The following is a 19,433-nucleotide window of genomic DNA, read 5'->3' on the forward strand; positions in this document are numbered from 1 at the left end:
TGAAAAACATGCCGACAGAGCCAGCCGATCCATTTGAAATTGCCTATATCATGAAAGAATTTCCTCGTCTCTCCGAGACATTTATCTCGAACGAGATTTATCAGCTTGAAAAAGCGGGAACCAGATTGAGGGTTTTCTCAGTCAAAAAACCGGGGATACAGAAGCATCACGAGACGATCGATCAACTCAAGTCACCGGTCATTTATCTTCCGGAGGTCGGCTCCCTTTCGGAGACCCCCTTTCTCAAATGGCTTTGGGTTCATCTTCCCAAGTTTAGGAGAGATCACTTTCGCCTGTTCAGACTACGTCCGCGCGTTTACCTGAAGACGCTGAGAGAGGCGATGAAGATGAGCTTTCAGTATCGGTCGTCTTTCTTCGATCGACCGAAGAAGGTCTTCATTAAAGAATTTGTTCAGGCCGGATTGATTGCGCGGCAGGTGATCGAGGCAAGGAACATACGGCACCTGCACGCCCACTTTTGCCATGGCTCGACGACCATCGCGATGTTTGTCAGCCGGCTCACCGGCATCTCGTTCAGCTTTACGGCCCACGCCAAGGATATTTATCTGCGAAAGCTGAACCCAGGGGACCTGCTGAAGGAAAAAACCGAAAAAGCCGACTTTGTGGTGACCTGCACCGAGGCGAATCGCATTTATCTCAAAAGTCTCTGCCCGAAGGCCGAATCGATCTACACGGTTTACCACGGCCTGGACACCTCCTTTTTCATGCCTGATGAAGATCAGAAGACCTCCGAGCCGGTGCCGCTGATTCTGTCGGTAGGGCGCTTTGTCGAGAAGAAAGGCTTTGTTCATCTGGTCAGGGCGTGTGCGATTCTGAAAGAACGCGGCCATCCCTTCCGATGCAGGATCATCGGGGAGGCGGACGAGCAGAGCCCGCTGCTGAAAGAACTGATCGGGGATTTGGGGCTTGAAAAGATTGTTTCCTTGGAAGAGGCGGTGACCCACGAGGCGTTGAAGCGGATTTATGCGGAGTGCGCCGTCTTCGTTCTCCCCTGCCAGATCGTTGAGAACGGCGATCGCGACGGCATTCCGAATGTCCTGGTGGAAGCGATGTCGATGCGGCGGCCGGTCGTCTCCACGATGATCTCGGGGATTCCGGAGCTGATCGAGCACCGACGCAACGGCTTATTGGTCCCTCAGAAAGACCCCACCGAATTGGCCCTGGCGCTTGAAACGATCCTCAAAGATCCAGACTTGAGAACGCTGTTGGGCACCGCCGCCCGCAGAAGGGTCTGCACGCACTTTGATTCCACAAAGACCACGCAGGCGCTGAGAGCATTGTTTCTCTCGTCGATCAAAGAGGGGAGGCTTCGACCTTTATGACCCATCGGGGAAACCAGGCTCCGCCGAAAAAGGGGATCGGCCTTTTTCGCCGGTCTCAATGCTTCGAGACGGCCGAACAGGTTCTCACCTATTATCGAACACGGACGGAAATCGACTATTTTCCGGTCGTCGATGAGAATGAAACGGGGAGGGAAAAAATAGATGACATCCTGAGAAACCGGTTCGAGTTCAATCACGAGTCGCACCCATTGCCCGATCCGATCGACTGGAAAGCCAACCCCAGCCGGGATGTCGAATGGCTGATCCTCCTCCACAAATTTTATTACGCGGTCGGCCTTGGCATGGCTTACCGGGAAACCCAGGATCCTCGATACGCCGAGAAGTGGATGGCGCTAACCTCCTCCTGGATCGACTCCGTTCCCCTCGATTTCCTTCCGAGCGACGTCGCCGGCCGCCGGATCCAGAACTGGATCTTTGCGCATTATTATTTCGTGACGTCGGGTCCGACCCCCGCCGTCTCGCCCGATTTCTACGTAAAATTCCTCGAATCGATCTATCGTCAGGTAAACCATCTCCGCGAGCATCTTACCCCGGCGCGGAATCACAGGACGCTCGAGCTCTACGCGATCTTTTTGGCCGCCGTTGTTTTTCCGGAGATGAAAGGGGCGGAGGAGTGGCTTGCGTTTTCTAAAAACGAGCTGCTGAAGAACATACAAACCGACCTCCTCCCCGACGGCGTTCACTGCGAGCTCTCGACCGACTACCATCATCTTGTTTTGAAAAACTACCTCGGGATTCGAAGGCTGGCGGCCCTGAACGGGATCGGCATGCCGGGGGAGTTCGATTCGCTTATCCAAAAGGCGCTCACATTTTCCCTTTATGTCCACAAGCCGGATGGATTCATTCCTTCCCTGAGCGACGGGGATGTCCGGAGCTTTCTCGATCTTCTCGCCCAGGGGTATCGGCTTTACGGCTCGGAGGAGCTGCTTTATGCCGCCTCTAAGGGGAAGGGGGGACGGCCGCCGGCGCTTCGATCAAAAGGATTTCCCGCCGCCGGCTATTACATCCTCCGAAGCGGCCGGGGAAACGGGGCGGAGCCTTATGAAGACGAGCGATACCTTGTCTTCGATTGCGGCCCGTTGGGGGAGGGAAACCACGGGCATCTCGATCTGCTGAGCATCGAGGTCGCGGGGTACGGCCGGTCGCTGATCGTCGATCCGGGACGCTACACCTATGATGAGTCGGGCGAGACGAACTGGCGGGCCCGCTTCCGAGGCACCGCTTATCACAACACGGTGATGGTCGATGGAAAAAACCAGACGGCGTATCGCTTCGACAAAAAGAAATTCAAAATCAAAGGACCCCCGCCGGATCGGGAGATGAAGCGTTTTATCTGCGGCCGCGGGTTCGATTATCTCCACGGGGTCGCTCGAAGCCATGAATATGAAGCGGTGCATGAGCGGAAGGTCTTTTTTGTCTGTCCGGAGTACTGGATCGTTTCCGATTTTCTCATCGCGCAACAGCCTCATGACTATGACCTTCTGTTCCATCTCTCGGACGAGGCGCACCAAAAGGTCTCCGTTTCCTTAAAGAGCGACACGCTCCTGGTGAATTCACCCCATCTTGTCGTCGCGCAGGCGCTCGATCCCGAAGCCAAGCTGCACCTCGAACAGGGATATCTCTCCCGGACCTATGGGGTGAAACATCCGGCGCCGGTCCTCCGGTTTATCCGCCACGGAACGAATGTCTCCTATCACACGGTTCTCTATCCTTATAAAGATCAAGCGCCGGGGATTTCCATGGAAGCGCTCTCTGTAACGGGCGGCTCCGGGGGGCATTGCTCGGAGGGAGCATCTGCGCTCTGCATCATCGTGACCCGAAACGGCGAGCGGTTTTGCGATTACTACTTTACGGCTCGAAATGAGATCGGTTTGGAGTATTTCTTCAATGACCTGCAATATAACGGCACATTCGCGTTTGTCAGAAAGGATTCGGAGGGAAGAATCGTCAGGGTTCATGCCGAACGGAGTCGAATATTATCAGTGTCGGGAAAAACGATCTTTCCTGAAGATCATCAGAGGTGATCGGTGATCCGGAATGAAGACATTCCACATGATGTAGCGCTCCCTCAATTGGCGGATGTGTTGAATCGGCCAAAGATGAAGAGGTTGTTTCAGGATGAATTTTTCCCGGAAGGAGGGTTGCAGATTCAAGGGTGTTCGATCGAACGGGTGAAGTACAAACCGGGAAAGAATTGCCTGGTTTCTTATCGATTGGAGATACGGGACCGGATGACACAACAAGTTTTCACACAGCGGCTTTCGACCCGAATTTTCGAAAAGGGGGGGGCGATCTCCCGGTTCAAAAAAGCGCAATTACAAACCGGTGTCATGCCGGTTCTCGGAAGGGGGGTGAGCCACCTTCCCGCGCTCGACATGGTGGTCTGGGTCTTTCCCAACGACCGTAAGCTTCAGGGACTGCCGAAGATCACCGATTCGATTTATTTGAAAGAGAAGCTGCTTCCGGACCTGATGCGCTCGGCGTTTGGACCGGAGTGGATCATTTCCGAATTGTCGAATGAAGTGGTCCATTATGTTCCGGAACACACCTGCACCGTCCGGGTTTCACTTCGTCTGAAGAATTCCGAATCGAACAGAACGAAAGTGATGACCCTCTATGGAAAGACCTACTACAACGAAGAGGGGAGAGAAGCCCATCGGATGATGGCGCAGTTGTGGGACGCCGAGATCAGGCGCACTGAACAGTTCAGAATGGCAGAACCGCTCGGTTACGATCCGGAGACAAAGAGCCTCTGGCAAATCGGCTTGCCGGGCGGAACCCTTCTGGATCGAGAGATGACCGATCTTCGTTTTTCGGCCCTTTTGGAGGGGGCGGCCGTGTCGGTGTCGGCCCTGCATCACTCCGGGCTGTCCTGTTCGAGATCGGTCGATTTAAACGATTGGGTCGTGAAATTAGAGGAGATGAGACGAGTGCTTCCGACGGCGTGGCCGTCGTGTCGGGAAATGCTTCAACCGGTGGTCGATCGTTTGGTTTTCCAGTCGAAACACGTCAAGACGCATCCGGCCGTCACACTTCATGGAGACCTTCACTTTAAAAATTTCCTGGTAGACGGCGAAAAGGTTTCACTGATCGATCTGGATAACCTTTGTCACGGGGCCCCGCTCCAGGACATCGGAAGCTTTCTTGCGGGACTGCTTTATCGGGGCATCCTGACGCAGACGCCGGTCGAACGGCTCGAAAAAATCGGCGACCTGTTTGTCCGACATTATGAGAAACGTGTTCCATGGACCGTCTCCCGGTCGGAGCTCGGATGGTACACGGCAGCCGCCCTCATCAATGAGCGCGCTTTCCGCTGCTTAACACGGTTGAAACCTGGAAGGCGGGAAATCCTGGACCGGCTGATCCGGCTGGCCGATCGGATCAGTTTTGAATCGAGTGAATTTGGAATTCTGTCATGGAGGAAGCAGGATGGGAACCTTCTGTAAAAGATTATGGGACCGCGTTTACGTCGATCAATACGGCGAAGTCTATGCTTGCTGCAAATACCAGCCGGACAAGCTCGGTAATCTTTATGAAAAAGAGTTCATGGAAATCTGGAACGGCCCGAAAATGCAGCAATACAGAAAGAATTCAATCGAAGGGACCCTCCACTGTTTTGAAGGCTGCACCCTTCTCTCGCCGGAGGAGAAGAAGAACAACGTCGTCCGAAAAACCGGGCTGACGGTCGAGGAGCGCGATTTGAAGAAGGTTCGCCTGATGTTCGGCGAGGGGTGCAATATCGCCTGCATCATGTGCAAGCAGGACCACCGCGACCGGCTCGCCCTGACCGAAGCGGTTTGGAAAGATAAAATTCCTTATCATGCCGTCAAAGTGGTCGAGTTCCAGGGGGGAGAGCCGCTCTTTATCACGGAGGGGCGGAACTGCTATCGCTATTTGACCGAGACATTGGGAAAGAAGGTCAACGTCATCACCAACGGCCTTTTGATCAATGAGGAATGGGCGGAGTTGCTCGTGAAGGGCTCCGACTACCTGATCCTTTCAATCAACGGCGCGAGCAAACGCACGCATGAGATCGTCAATCAAGGCTCGAATTGGGAAAAGGTGATGGCGAATATCGGGCGTCTTGTCGAGGCCAAGGCTCGTCACGGGTCGAAGATCGAGCTGGTCGGGCATATGACGCTGGTCGTCGAGAATATTCGGGAGATCCCCGACTTCATCACACTGGCGCAACAGATCCGGCTCGATACAGTCGAGTTCGGTTACGATCAGCCGACCGTTCCCCCCTGGCTGGGAGCGAATCCGGAGGTGAAGAGGACGCTCATCGAGCGGATCAAACGGGTCAGGGAAGAGGTCCCGATGAACGTCGATCAGAACAGACTGGTTCATTTAGGTCTTGTCGAAAGAGCATCTCCCGCCGTTACCGCGGGTTTATCAAGCTGAGCAGAGGGGTCTGCGGGAGGGAGTGACAATGAAAGAATCCCAACCGACCAAAATATTCCTGATAAGACACGGCCAAAGTGAATGGAACGGCACAAAAAGAATATCGGGACAGCTTGATCCGCCATTGTCCAAAAAGGGGATGAAACAGGCCCGAGCGCTGGAAAAGGCGATTCGCTCTGAAAAACTTTCTGCCATCTATACGAGTACCCTGCAGAGGTCTATTGAAACGGCGAGACCGACCGCCGAGCATCATCGGATTTCCATCCAGAAGAAAGAGGCATTCATGGAGATTCACCTCGGTATTTTACAGGGAAGATTTCGAGATCAACGAGATCTCGAGGCGCAACGTCTTTGGATCGCTCGGTCAGCGGATCGACTGACCTATCGGATTCCGGGGGGCGAGACTTTCTCCGAGCTTGAACAACGGGTGGCCCCTTGCATCAACGAGATTCTCCAAAAGGAAGCGGGGGGTGTCGTTCTGATTGTCGGCCATCGCAATACCAATCGGGCGATTCTGGGGGCCTTAATGCGCTGGACATCTAATTCCGTGTTGGGGTTAAAGCTGAGCAGCAAATATTTGTACGAGATCACGCTCGGAGACGATCCGAGCATTAAGACTATCTCCCTGGATGAGAATCTCAAGTATGACGGTTTTAAAGTCTGAACTTTATTATCGACAGGTTATTCCGGGAGACGATGGGTGAAGAAGATAAAACTGGCGCATGTTGTCAATAATGCGATGGGCAGAGGCGGCGTATCGACGGTGGCCTATCACCTTTTGAAGCGCTTATCTGATGAGAGGTACGAACGTTACCTCTATTCCTTGAAATTCGATGAGAGCGATTCTATCGCCCTGGATGGCCAGACCAACCGATTTAAAGAAATTGGCATAAAAGCATCTTTTGCCTCCCAGGATAAAAAGAAGTCTTTCGAGGTGGGGAGTCTCGCTCGGTGGCTCCTTGATCATCAGATCGATATTCTTCATACACATTCGTACAGACCCAATATCATTGGACGACTCGCAGGGGTTTTATGTGGAAAGATGAAGATTGTCGGCCACTATCACAACTACTACGACAACAAATGGGAAAAAGACGATAGTCTTATTTTCGATCAACTACTCGCTCCCTTTTCGGACCAGTTGATTGCCTGTTCGGAGTCGGTTCAGAAACATATCTCAGAGAGAGTCGGCGTACCGCCGGAAAAGATCGAAGTGGTTTTAAACGGTGTCGATTTAGATCAATTCAAGCCTTGCGATGACCCGATATCGTTGAAAAGAGAGATGGGTCTCCCTCTCGATCGCAAGGTTATTGGTATGGTCGGAAGAATCTCGGAACAAAAGGCACAGGATGATTTCATTAAAGCCGCAAACCTGATCAAAAAAGCGATTCCAAATACCATTTTTCTAATCGTTGGACAAACAGGGGACGATTCCCTCATAACACGTCTGACGGAGCTTGCAGTGGCTCATGGAGTCGATAAGGATGTGATCTTTACAGGGCATATTCCCGATGTTCACCGGGTTTACTCCGTTCTCGATATTTTGGTTGTGCCTTCCCGTTGGGAAGGGCTTGCGTTAGTCTGGGTTGAGGGGATGGCCTCCGGGAAGCCGATTGTGGCGACAAACGTGGGCGCAATTCTTGAAGTGGTTGTACAGAATGAAACGGCTCTTTTGGTTCCCCCGTCGATGCCCTCTTCGATTGCATCAGGCGTCATTCGCCTTCTTAAAAACCCCGAAGAGGCAAGGACAATGGGGGAGAAAGGTCGAGAACGAGCCGAAATGTTTTCGTGGGATCGGTCGGCCATGCAACTGGACAACCTTTATAAGAAACTGATGGAAGAGAGCCGGATTTGTCCATGAAAGAATTCGAACTGTTTATCGACCCAGACCGGATGAGGGCTCTTTTCCAACAGCAGCTTTCTGAGTTTTCTCAAGGCCATCTTATCATTACAGACTGCCGCATCGGGTATGCCCGATATAAGACGTATAAAAAGCTGTCGTCCTGGGACAGGTCCTCTCTCGCGATCTGTTATCACCTGGAAATTCACGATCGATTGGTCCGAAAGAACAGGAGACAGATCCTCTATGCAAAGGCCTTTTTAGGAGACCGCAGCCGGATCGAATTTCAAAAGATTAAGGGGGTTTCGTCCATTCCAAGCGGATGTGAAGAGGGGATCATGCATCTCCCCGAACTCGATATGATCGTCTGGGTTTTCCCAAACGATCCGGTATTGCTTCACCTGCTGGAGTGTATTCATCCGGAAGCGGTGAAGCGACATCTCCCTTACGACCGTCTCCCCGCCGGACTGGATGGAGCTGCCGACATTGTCGATATCACCAGCGAGGTCGTGCATTACCGCCCGGAGGCCCGCTGTACGACCCGCTACCGCCTGCAGTGGGGCGCTCCTGATAAACCGAGGGAGCTGGCTCTCTTCGGGAAGACGTTCAGCGATGACCGGGGGAGAGAGATCCATCAGAAAATGGAGGCCCTCTGGAAGATCTCATCCAGTGATCCTAAAAGCTTTATGGTGGCAGAGCCGTTGGCCTATCAGGAGGGGATCAAAACAGTCTGGCAGGCGGGTCTCAACGGCGATCCGTTCGTCAACGTGATCGAACGAACGAATGATCGGCCCCTCCTTGAAGCGGTTGCAGAGGGCTTGGCACGTTTCCACAAAAGCGATCTTTACAGCTCGGTTCAGATCACGCTCAATGATCACCTCGCAGAGATTCGGAAAAAGATCTCCAAACTGATGTATGCCTTTCCCGGACTGCGAGAACCGCTTCAATCCCTTGGTCAGAATTTAACGCGACGCATGGATCGACTGACGCCGGTCCCTGAGCGAATCATTCACGGAGATTTTACCGTTCAGCAGCTCCTTGTTTGTGAAGGACGGATTGCCTTTTTTGACTTTGATGAATTTGCGATCGGGGACCCGACCCAGGACGTTGCCAATTTCATCGTCGATCTCCATTTTCGTTCGTTCGACCGAAGCCTTGTGGAAGAGATGAAAGTCGTTTTTTCCCACGCCTACCGACGTCGGGTGGATTGGCCCCTCTCCGCCGACCGGTTGTTTTGGCATCTGCAGATTCAATTCATCACCAAAGCATACCGGATCTACATCCAGCAAAAACCGGGGATGGAGAAAGAGATTAAAGAGATCATCGTGCTCGCCCAAGAAGGAATGGTTTTGGAGAAGGTGTGAGAATGACAAAAAAAAAGGTGCTCTTTTACTGTCAACATGTTTTAGGAATGGGCCATTTTATCCGAAGCATGGAAATCGTCCGAGCTCTGAAAGATTTCGAAGTCTGTTTCTTAAATGGCGGGGAGGTTGTCCCGGGATTTGAGTTTCCTCCCTCCGTCAATGTGGTGCATTTGCCGCCGCTCACGTCGGATGCAGCGTTCAAGGAGGTCCAATCCGACAGTCCACATCCTCTCGAAGAGATTAAAGAGGTCCGACGGTTGAAAATCCTCTCGGAATTTGAGCGCTTCAAACCCGATCTTTTTATCATCGAGCTCTTTCCGTTTGGAAGGAGAAAATTTGCCCTTGAACTGGTCCCGCTTCTTGCGCGGATCCGTTTGAGCGGGTATCCGATCAAGGTGGTTTGCAGTCTTCGGGACATTTTGGTCGGCAAGCGGGATCAGGCGCGGCATGAAGATCAGGTCTGTCGCATTGTGGATCGCTATTTTGATCTGATCCTGATTCACTCGGATCCCAGGTTTCAGCGATTGGATGAGACATTTTCCAGGATGGAAGATATTCATGCGGCTACCTGGTATACCGGTTTTATTGCACAGCAGGTCCGTAAACCCTCTGGTGATCGGTGCGAAGAGATTCTGGCGGATGAAGAAAAACCGATGATCCTCGTCAGCATCGGAGGGGGGCGCGTCGGCGTCGAATTGCTGGAGTGCGCCATCGATGCGAGTCCGATCGTTGGAGAAACGGCGCCGCATCGGATGCTCATGTTCACAGGACCTTACCTTCCTGAGGATGACTTTTTACGGCTACAAAGGAAGGTTGAAGCAAAGCCGAATATCGTTCTCCGGCGGTATACGGCCGATTTTCTATCCTATATGAAACGGGCCGACCTCTCGATCAGCATGGCCGGCTACAACACCTGCATGAATATTTTGACCACCGGGAAAAAAGCGTTGCTTCTGCCGTTTACAGGAAATCAAAATGAGGAGCAGACCATCCGGGCGGAAAAACTGGAAGCCCTCGGTGTTGCCGAGATGATTCGTCCGGATGAACTACAGCCGGGATTGCTTGCCAAAAAGATCGTTCACGCTCTTAAAACAGAGCCGGTTTCGGTCGGCTTGGACATGCAGGGCGCCGAGAAGACAGCTCGGTTTCTTGGTGAAATGCTCAGGGCGGCCGGGCAGCGGGTGACAAGTCAGACAAAGAATAAATTCGATTCCCTCGAACGGCGGCTAGAACCGTTCCTTGAGAAAATGGGTGAGGAAAATAAGAAGATCGACCTCTTCTTAAGAAACGATGATGTCGACAATGATGAGGAAACGCTTCAACAGCTATTCGATATCACCCTGGCGCATCACGTTCCCCTGAATCTGGAAATTATTCCGGGGGCGCTCACCGATTCAGGGATCAAGCTGCTCGATCACCACAAGCATCTTCACCCGACTCTGTTTGAACTCAACCAACACGGCTGGCTTCACCTGAACCATGAGAAGGAGGGGAGGAAATGTGAATTCGGGATCAGCCGCAGTTTCGATCAACAGTGGGAAGATATCTCAAAGGGGAAAGCGCTTCTGGAGAAGATCTTCGGGGAGAAGTTCTATCCCGTTTTTACCCCCCCCTGGAACCGCTGTAACGAAGAGACCTTTCAAGTCCTCGACCGGTTGGGGTTTCAGGTCTTTTCCAAAGCTAAAGGGGATCGGCCTGTCACCCGATTCAGCTTCAAAGAGATCTCGACGACGCTCGACCTCTATCGCTGGAAGGGAAAGCCTTTGATGAAATCGCCGGAGGAGATTGTGGAAAGCCTGACGATTCAGATGAGAGAAACCGGGCCGGTCGGAATCCTCCTCCACCATAAAGTGATGAATGAGGAGGCGTTTGCCTTTTTCGACGCGCTGCTCGGCGTGTTTTGTCGGTATACGCATATCCGATTTCATTCCTTTCAAAGCCTGGCGGAGTCGGCTAAGCCGCGGCCGGAAGATGCGAGGGTTCGGTGAGCCGAAGCCGGATCGCGATGGTGGTGAGCGGTTTTCCGCGCCGGTCGGAGACATTCATGCTGAACGAGCTGCTCGCTTTGGACGCGCGTGGTTTACTCGCCGCAGTTTTTGCGACGAAACCGGGAGATGGATCTTCTCTTCACCCAGATTGCCGCAAAATTCTCGACAAAGTCCGGTTTCTTCCGCCGGGAAGTCCGATTCAGCAGGCCGAGGCGATGATCGACGCGCTCGATCCTCGGGACATCGCCGGCGTCCATGGCTACTTTGCGCACACGCCCGCCGAGGTGGCCTTCCATGTCGCCGAGCGGCTCGGAGTTCCATACGGCTTCAGTGCTCATGCGCTCGACCTGCGCAAGGTTCCTGAAGAAGAAATGGCGAAGCGTGCGGGCGAAGCCGCCTGCGTGATCGCCTGTAATTGGGATGCCGCTGCGGAGCTCTCCCGGAGTGGTGCGAAAGTAACACTGCTTCCGCACGGCGTCGATATCGACCGATTTCGCCCGACCCCGTTGACCCTTTGTGAGCCGGTCCGCTTGCTTGCGGTCGGCCGGCTCGTTGAGAAAAAAGGCTTCCATGTTCTGATCGAAGCGGTCCGGCGGCTTTCGTTTCCTTTTCACCTTCGGATCATCGGAGAGGGACCTGAACGAGCGCGGCTGGCGGCGGCCATTTTTGAGGCCGGTCTTTCAGACCGGGTTGAAATCTGCGGCGGGATGACGCATGCCGAGCTTCCGGGTGAATACGCAAAGGCAGATATCATCGTCGTTCCGTCGATCCAAAGCGGTTCCGGCGATCGAGATGGCCTCCCCAATGTCGTTCTCGAAGGAATGGCGAGCGGACGACCGATCATCGGCAGCAATATCGGGGCGATCGGGAGCGCCGTCGTGCATGGAGAGACCGGAATGCTCGTCCCCCCGGGCGACGCCTCGGCGCTGGCAAACACGCTTGAAACGCTGGTTCGCACCCCCGGGCTCTGTGTGAGATTCGGGCAGGCGGCGCGCCGACGTGTCGAGCGCGATTTCGATCTCGGCGCCTGTGCGGAACGCTTTTGCCGGTTTTTAGAAACGGTCTATGTTTAAGATGAGAAAAAAAAGATCATCCAATTTCAACCGGATCGTGCTGAATCAACTGGGCGAGGTCAAGGGAAACCTTTTCGTCGCCTCTGTTTGCATGATCTGCTATACGCTGACCGAGCTCCTTTCTCCCTGGCCTTTAAAAATCATCTTCGACTACATTCTGTTGGGTGAACCTCTTCCTTCGTCTCTTTCCTTTTTAAAAGGAATTTTCCAGCGCGGAGAGATTTTCTCCTTGGTCGTCCTTTCTCTTTCGATTTTTCTGATTGCGATTTGTAAAGGTCTCTTTTCTTATCTCCAGATTTATATGACGTCACGCATCGGCTATCAGGTGGTCGACATCCTCCGGAGGGAGCTTTTCGGCCATCTCCAGCGGCTCTCCCTCTCCTTTCACAATCGGACCCGGTCGGGCGAGCTTTTAACGAAGGTGACCAGCGACACCAACATCTTGAAGGATGTTTTCGCAGGATCGGTGCTGACCTTTACCGCCCATCTTCTCAGCATCATCGGAATGTTCGGCATCATGCTTGCCATGAGCTGGAAATTAACGCTGATCGTCCTGGCGACCCTTCCGATTTTATCGTATGCCCTCTTTTATCTTTACGGAAAGATCAAAGCGTCGGCCCAGACGCAACGGCGAATGGAGGGAAAAGTCGCCTCCCGGCTCAATGAGATCTTGACATCGGTCTCTCTGGTCCAGGCCTTCGGCAGGGAAAAATATGAGAAGGAGCGGTTCGAGACGGAGAGCGCCGAAACGTTCGAAGAGAGCATCCGGACCGCGAGGATGGAGGCGGCCACCACCCGGACCGTCGAGATCGTCAGCGCGGTCGGCGTCTGCGCCGTGGTTTTCTTCGGCTCCTTTCAGGCCCTCCAAGGCCGGATGACCCCCGGTGAGGTGTTGGTCTTCATCGCTTATTTGAACAACATGTACAAACCGATCCGGAATCTCGCCCGACTTTCAACCAAATTTGTCAGAGCGAAGGTCAGCGCGGAGCGGATTTCTGAAATATTGGAAATCGAGCCGGAGATTCAGGACCCTCCGGATGCCGTCGAAGCATCCGGTCTGAAGGGAGAGATTGTCTTTAAAGAGGTCTCATTCGATTACGGAGAGGGAAAAGATGTTTTGAAGAAGGTTTCTTTTTCAATCCTTCCAGGTCAGAAGGTCGCGCTGGTCGGCGCCTCCGGGGCCGGCAAGTCGACCATCGTCAACCTCCTTCTTCGTCTTTATGATCCCCAAGGAGGCGTTATTTTGATCGACGGGGTCGATATCAAGCAGTATCGCCGGGAATCTCTTCGTCGCGAGATCGGGATTGTCCTTCAGGATTCGATTCTGTTCGGCGCGACGGTGAAAGAGAACATCTCTTACGGCAAGCCGGAGGCGACGAAAGAGGAGATCGAAGCCGCGGCGCGGCGGGCCCATGCGCACAACTTCATCACTCGTCTTCCCGAGGGATACGACACGGTCCTGGGGGAGCGGGGGAGCACCCTTTCAGGGGGACAGCGCCAGCGGATCTCTCTCGCCCGCGCCATCATCAAGCAGCCGTCGATTCTGGTCCTCGACGAGCCGACCTCCGCGGTCGACGCCGAATCGGCGAATCTGATCCAAGACGCCCTCAGCGATTTCCAAAAGGGACGGACGATCCTGGTGATCGTTCACCAATTTTCGGCCATCAAACATTTCGACCAGATCTTCGTGCTGAAGAACGGCGAAGTGGTTGAACGGGGAACCCACGATGCGCTCTTGGAACGGAAGGGGCATTATCATCAGCTCTTCGAGTTTCAGCTCCGTTAGGAGCTATCCGCCAATTATTCAGAGAGGAGTGTTTCTCATCTTGATACGCATTCTGTTTGTTTTGATCGTTCTTCTGGTCCATCGTTCGCCTTCGTTCGCTTTGGAGAACGGCCGGGAGGTTTTACAGGAGGGGAGGGCGGCTCCCAATGGGAAAAACGAGGTTCCTCCCGTGATCGATCCGGACGCCTCTCCCGCCCTGAGTTTTGAGATCACGCCGAGGTTCTCGGTGGGGGCAAAGCTTGGAATGAATTTTCAGAGGCGGGTCGATCGGGATCTCAATGATGCGAGAGAAGACGACCGGACCGACACGGAAGCTTCGTTGGATCTGGCGGCGCAACTCATTCTGACCCGAGACCTTCTCTTTTTTGTCGATCTCGATTTCTCCGATGAACGTCTCTTTCGAGACGGCGAGGGGGGAACGGAAAGAGAAACAAAGGGCGAGTTCGATCGTCTGTATCTTCTCTGGGAGCGCTTTCTCTTTCCTTCTCTGGACCTTCAGGTGGGGCGCCAGCGGTTTAACGATGCGCGCGAATGGCTCTACGACGAAGAGCTCGACGCCGTCCGCCTCTTTTATACCAAAGATCCTTTTGATCTGGAGATCTCCGTGGGCACAAACCTCCTCGATCCCAAGGAGCCGGAAGAGAAGATCCGAAACTATGTTTTATATGGGACGTATCAGTTCGGCCGGAAGGAGAAGATTTCGATTTATGGCATCGCCCAACGGGATCCGACCGAGGGGGAGAGGAACCCGAATTTTGTCGGCCTGTTGTGGCGGGGAAAGGCGATCAAGGATCAAAAATACTGGCTGGAGATTGCCTCCCTGTCTGGACGCGAAGGTTCGACGAGGCTCAGCGGGTATGCATTTGATTTCGCTTGGACCTCGCGGTTTGATTCTCCCCTTGAGCCTTCTTTTACAATCGGCTACGCGTTCGGCACCGGCGACTCCGATACGGAAGATGGCGTTGATCGGAATTTCCGGCAGACGGGGCTTCAGGACAACGAAGCAAAATTCAACGGCGTCCGGAAGTTCAAGTATTATGGCGAATTATTCGATCCGGAGCTGAGCAACATGAGGATACGCACCCTCGGATTCGGAATCATTCCTTTTGAAAAGTTCTCATTCGATCTTGTTTATCATTCTTATTCGCTCGTTTACTCCGGCGTGGAGTTAAGGGATTCGGGCATCCGGGAGGAGCCGTCCGGGAGATCGAAAGGTCTTGGTCAAGAAGTCGATCTGATCGTCGGGTTCAAGATGACGCCGCAGACGCTGCTGGAGATCTCGACCGCTGCTTTCGTGCCGGGTAAAGCGTTTCCCGGCGCAGGCAATGCTTATTCCGGAGAGGTGACAATCCGCGTTTCGTTCTAGATTTTTATTAAGAACTTTGAGAATTCGCAGATGATTGGCAGTCCGAAAAATAAAATTAAGTAGTTGATAAGAGGTGGCTGGCCTTCGCGGACAATCTTAGAACTTTTGTATTGTATTCTCAATGGGTAGCTGAATTAACCATCCTCTGCACTGATCCAACGTTGTATGCCTTACTGGCAAGACTGTTTTAAAGCAGAGCTTTTTTTAAACTGAATTGTGGCTCGAGTCCAGTCCTACCTTTACCGTTTAAAAGAATTAACGAGGCGCTTGCTGGAAGAAGAGAATTTTTTACTTGCATTCTGTTAAACAGGTCTGATATAAACGGACCGTTGTTGAAATAAAATCGTTCAGGTGATCTCGACGTCATGTCGGGATTGAAAAGAGAATCCCGTGAGAATCGGGAGCGGACCCGCCGCTGTGATGGGGGACGAAACTCACCAAATACCACTGTCCTAAATTTTCAAAGGATGGGAAGGGGTGAGGAGTAGGGCGATCCCTAAGCCAGAAGACCTGCCTGGATGTTATCTCGTATCTGTCTTCGATGGTCAAGACGGAGGAGTGGGTCTTTTCATCCCCAGCCTTTTACCGTCCCGAAGCTGGGGATTTTCTTTTTTAAGACATCCCTCTTTATCCTCAACGCCAATCGATCAGACAGATGCGGGTCCATCGGAGGAGGCGGAATTTAATTCCGCGCTCTTCCGGACATCATTGCGCTTTCGTGGAGCAGAAGACGCATGGACACCGGTCATGGCGGCAATCTCGCCGCGGTCTGCGATTTGTACGGATGGCCGCCCGAGGAAATTCTCGATTTCAGCGCCAGCATCAATCCCTTCGGGCCTCCGAAGAAGGCCTGGAGCGCTTTTCGAGAATCGTTTAGTCAGATCACCACCTATCCTGATCCGGAGTGCAGAAGGCTGCGCCGTCGGATCGGTGCGCTTCTCTCGGTGCCGACAGACCGGATCTTGATCGGGAACGGCTCGACCGAGCTCATCTTTTTAATTCCAAGAGCACTCTCGCCTCGCGTTATCTTTATTTTCTCTCCGACCTATCAGGATTACGAAGCGGCGGCCCAAGCCGCACGCTGCCGGATGCAATTTTCGCATCTGCCCCTGTTACCGACGGTCGATCATTTCAATTCAGCGCTCTCGCATGTTCAATCCAGAATCGACCTCGTTTTCTTGTGCAACCCGAACAATCCCACTGGAAGCGGTCTCTCCGCGGAGGCCGTGACATGGCTGGTCAAGCGGCATCCTTCGATTCTTTTTGTCATCGATGAGGCCTACGCCGACTTCGTCGATGAAGAGAAGACTTCACTTCTAAAGCGGCCGCTTCCGAAAAATGTAATTGTCCTTCGTTCCTTTACCAAAATCTTCAGCATCCCCGGCTTAAGACTTGGATTCGCAGTTGGTTCTGAAAAGATCATCGGGAAACTCCGCCGCTTTCAGGAGCCGTGGAGCGTGAACGGGACGGCCTTAAGCGTGGGAGAGTCGTTGCTCGGCGAGAAGGCCTTTGTCGAACAGAGCCGGATTCATCTTCAGAGGGCGAAGAAATCGCTCTTTGAGGGGTTAAGCCGGATCAAGGGCCTGGAGCCGATCCCTTCGGAAACAAATTTCCTCCTGGTCCGGCGGACCGACCGACGAAGCGTCGAGCCGCTGAGGCGGTCGTTGGTCCGGGAAAAAGTGTTGATTCGGAGCTGCGGCAACTTTCGCGGACTCGGCCGGTCGTATTTCAGGGTGGCCGTGAAGAGAGAAGCCGAGAACCGGAAGCTGATCGCGCTTCTGAAGGAGCGGATGCCGTGAGTTTTTTCGTTCGCGTTCCGGGAAGCTGCGGAGAGTTGGCCCAAGGATGGATCGACGGCGTCCGCCTCCATGTCTCCTGTCCGGTGAACCGCTACAGCTGGGCCGCTCCGGAAGCGTCCTCCCGGCAGGGGAGTGTCGGTCTGAAAGTCCGGAAGGCGCTCGCGCTCGCTGCCACTTTCTGGAAGGGAGAAGCGTCCGCCGATGGACTCTCTCTCTACTCCGGCCTGCCGGTCGGGAAGGGAATGGCGAGCAGCACGGCCGATATCGCGGCGGTCCTCGCGGTGCGTCAGATGACGGCGCGGTCGTTCATCGATCTCGATGAGACGGCGCGCCTGGCGCTCGCAGTGGAGCCGACCGACGGCGTGATCTTTGAGGGGATCACTTTGTTCGACCATTACCGTGGGACGGTTCGGCGGGGGCTCGGGAATCCCCCTTCGCTCGATATCCTTGCCATCGAGTTCGAGGAGACGATCGATACCGTTTCTTTCAACCAGCGGGATCATCGGCGAATCGCGCGCGAGCAGACGCGGTCGGTCCTGGCGGCGTTTAGCCTGATCGAGGAGGGACTGCGGGAGGGATGCGTTCGGAAGATCGGAGAGGGGGCCACGTTAAGTGCCTTGGCCCATCAGAACCTGCTGCGCAAGCCCGATCTGGAGCCGATTCTCAAAATGACCCTCGATCTCGGCGGGGTCGGCGTCAACATCGCCCACAGCGGATCGATGATCGGGATGCTCTTTCGACGGGGAACCTATCGGCTCGGAGCGGTCCGGCGACGAATCCGGGACCTGCTTCGCCGTCCGCTGCCGATCCATCCGTTGCGGCTTCGGGGCGGAGGGATTGAGGTGGGGCGGGGGCGAGGAGAGATCAAATGACAAAAAGACAACCCCGCGCGCTGATGGTTCAGGGGACCGGGTCGAACGTCGGGAAGAGCATTCTGACGACGGCGCTCTGCCGGATTTTTCTGGAAGATGGTTTCCGGGTGGCGCCATTCAAGGCGCAGAACATGGCGCTCAACGCCTATGCGACGCGCGACGGCCTGGAGATGAGCCGCGCCCAGGCGCTGCAGGCGGCGGCCTGCCGGCTCGACCCGGATGTCCGAATGAACCCGATTCTGATCAAGCCGACGACCGAGCGCGCCTCTCAGCTGGTGGTAATGGGAAAGGCGATGCCGCTGATGACCTGGAGCGAGTATAACGAATTAAAGCCGACGCTCCGGCCGGTGGTTCAGGAGGCGTACCGCTCGCTCGCGGAGGGGTTCGATCTGATCGTTCTGGAAGGGGCGGGGAGTCCGGCGGAGATCAACCTGATGGCGCACGACATCGTCAACATGGCCGCGGCGGAGATGGCCGACGCCTCCGTCCTCTTGGTCGGCGACATCGATGCCGGCGGGGTCTTCGCCTCTCTGGCCGGAACGGTGGCGCTTCTGCCTCCCCATCAGGCGGCGCGGATCAAGGGTTTTGTCCTCAACAAGTTTCGAGGGGATCGCGCGATCCTGGCCCCCGGCTTAGATCAGATTCGAGAGATCACCGGCAGGCCGGTCGTGGGAGTGGTTCCCTATCTTGAGAAGCTTCTCCTTCCGGAAGAAGATTCGGTTGACTTCAAGAGCGGCCGGATGCCCCGATTCAAAAAAAAGGGGGCGGCGGAGGTCTTATGCCGGATCGCCGTGATCGATCTGCCGAAGGTGAGCAACTTCACCGACCTCGATCCCTTTTGTGTGGAACCGGATGTCGAGATGTCGATCCTTCGTCCGGGAGATCCGCTGGAGAAGGACGGACGGCTCCCTGATGTCGTGATTCTTCCCGGATCGAAGAATGTCGCCGAGGACCTGCATCTCCTGCGGCAACATCACTTCGATCGGGCGCTCCGGGAATTTGTCTCCGGAGGGGGAGAGGTGGTCGGCCTCTGCGGGGGCCTTCAGATGTTGGGAGAGCGGATCGAAGACCCGCATCGGATCGAGGGGGACCGATCGTCGGTCCCTGGGTTTGGTTTTCTCCCAATAAAAACCATCTTGGAGCGGGAGAAGGTTCTGCGGCCGGTTGCGGCCCGTCACCTCGTCAGCGGTTTGGACGTGCGCGGCTTCGAGATCCATCATGGCCGGACCGAGGCGGCCGCCTGCCATCCCGCGTTTGTGCAGACCTCCAATGGCATTGAAGAAAGGACCGCCTTCCGGAGTTCCATCCAACTGGGATGGATGAATGAAACGGGCCAGGTCTGGGGAACCTATCTTCACGGCGTCTTCGACGACGATCCCTTCCGTCGCTGGTTCATCGACCGGATAAGGGAGAAGAAGGGCCTGCCCCCGCTGAAGAAGATTCAGGCGATCTACGATATCGAAGCGATGATTCAGCGGCTCGCGGAGGTCGTCCGGAAGGAGCTCGATATGCCGGCTGTCTATGACCTGCTGGGAATGGTTGGAGGTGGCAACGGAAACCATCGAATGGCGGGTCTCTGA

At 54.4% G+C, this 19,433-nt stretch carries 14 protein-coding genes and 1 riboswitch; all 14 genes read left to right on the plus strand.

The window, feature by feature from the left end:
• Positions 1–8 precede the first annotated feature (8 nt).
• The gene (locus MCM46_15615) at positions 9–1,343 is read left to right on the plus strand and encodes a glycosyltransferase family 4 protein (protein ID MCG3113243.1); all 1,335 of its coding nucleotides are present in this window, start codon (positions 9–11) and stop codon (positions 1,341–1,343) included.
• Positions 1,340–3,388 carry a heparinase II/III family protein gene (locus MCM46_15620; protein ID MCG3113244.1) on the plus strand — a complete coding sequence of 683 codons (2,049 nt, stop codon included), beginning with the start codon at positions 1,340–1,342 and terminating at the stop codon, positions 3,386–3,388. Before MCM46_15615 ends, MCM46_15620 begins: the two co-directional genes overlap by 4 nt.
• 75 nt (positions 3,389–3,463) lie before the next feature.
• Positions 3,464–4,810 (plus strand): aminoglycoside phosphotransferase family protein, encoded by a 1,347-nt coding sequence (locus tag MCM46_15625; GenBank protein MCG3113245.1) that lies wholly within the window; start codon positions 3,464–3,466, stop codon positions 4,808–4,810.
• Positions 4,794–5,765, plus strand: coding sequence for a radical SAM protein (locus MCM46_15630; GenBank protein ID MCG3113246.1), 972 nt, complete (start codon positions 4,794–4,796; stop codon positions 5,763–5,765). The genes MCM46_15625 and MCM46_15630 overlap by 17 nt, the downstream gene beginning before the upstream one ends.
• A 28-nt stretch (positions 5,766–5,793) precedes the next feature.
• A complete protein-coding gene (locus MCM46_15635) occupies positions 5,794–6,429 on the plus strand; it encodes a histidine phosphatase family protein (GenBank protein MCG3113247.1) in 636 nt (211 codons plus the stop codon).
• 36 nt (positions 6,430–6,465) lie between these two features.
• Positions 6,466–7,626, plus strand: a complete 1,161-nt coding sequence (locus tag MCM46_15640) for a glycosyltransferase family 4 protein (GenBank protein ID MCG3113248.1) — start codon at positions 6,466–6,468, stop codon at positions 7,624–7,626.
• Positions 7,623–8,969: an aminoglycoside phosphotransferase family protein gene (locus MCM46_15645; GenBank protein ID MCG3113249.1), complete on the plus strand. Its 1,347-nt coding sequence runs from the start codon at positions 7,623–7,625 to the stop codon at positions 8,967–8,969. The genes MCM46_15640 and MCM46_15645 overlap by 4 nt, the downstream gene beginning before the upstream one ends.
• Before the next feature lie 2 nt (positions 8,970–8,971).
• Positions 8,972–10,957, plus strand: a complete 1,986-nt coding sequence (locus tag MCM46_15650; GenBank protein ID MCG3113250.1) for a hypothetical protein — start codon at positions 8,972–8,974, stop codon at positions 10,955–10,957.
• A complete protein-coding gene (locus MCM46_15655) occupies positions 10,954–12,030 on the plus strand; it encodes a glycosyltransferase family 4 protein (protein MCG3113251.1) in 1,077 nt (358 codons plus the stop codon). Before MCM46_15650 ends, MCM46_15655 begins: the two co-directional genes overlap by 4 nt.
• Before the next feature lies 1 nt (position 12,031).
• Positions 12,032–13,816, plus strand: coding sequence for an ABC transporter ATP-binding protein/permease (locus MCM46_15660; GenBank protein ID MCG3113252.1), 1,785 nt, complete (start codon positions 12,032–12,034; stop codon positions 13,814–13,816).
• A 40-nt stretch (positions 13,817–13,856) separates the two neighbouring features.
• Positions 13,857–15,182 carry an alginate export family protein gene (locus MCM46_15665; protein MCG3113253.1) on the plus strand — a complete coding sequence of 442 codons (1,326 nt, stop codon included), beginning with the start codon at positions 13,857–13,859 and terminating at the stop codon, positions 15,180–15,182.
• Positions 15,183–15,514: 332 nt separating this feature from the next.
• Positions 15,515–15,715: riboswitch (cobalamin riboswitch) on the plus strand.
• A gap of 201 nt (positions 15,716–15,916) precedes the next feature.
• Positions 15,917–16,981 (plus strand): threonine-phosphate decarboxylase CobD, encoded by a 1,065-nt coding sequence (gene cobD / locus MCM46_15670; protein ID MCG3113254.1) that lies wholly within the window; start codon positions 15,917–15,919, stop codon positions 16,979–16,981.
• A complete protein-coding gene (locus tag MCM46_15675; GenBank protein MCG3113255.1) occupies positions 16,978–17,853 on the plus strand; it encodes a hypothetical protein in 876 nt (291 codons plus the stop codon). The genes cobD and MCM46_15675 overlap by 4 nt, the downstream gene beginning before the upstream one ends.
• Positions 17,850–19,433 (plus strand): cobyric acid synthase, encoded by a 1,584-nt coding sequence (locus tag MCM46_15680; protein MCG3113256.1) that lies wholly within the window; start codon positions 17,850–17,852, stop codon positions 19,431–19,433. Before MCM46_15675 ends, MCM46_15680 begins: the two co-directional genes overlap by 4 nt.

The organism is Candidatus Manganitrophus morganii (genome assembly GCA_021651055.1).
Taxonomy (GTDB): domain Bacteria; phylum Nitrospirota; class Nitrospiria; order SBBL01; family Manganitrophaceae; genus Manganitrophus; species Manganitrophus morganii.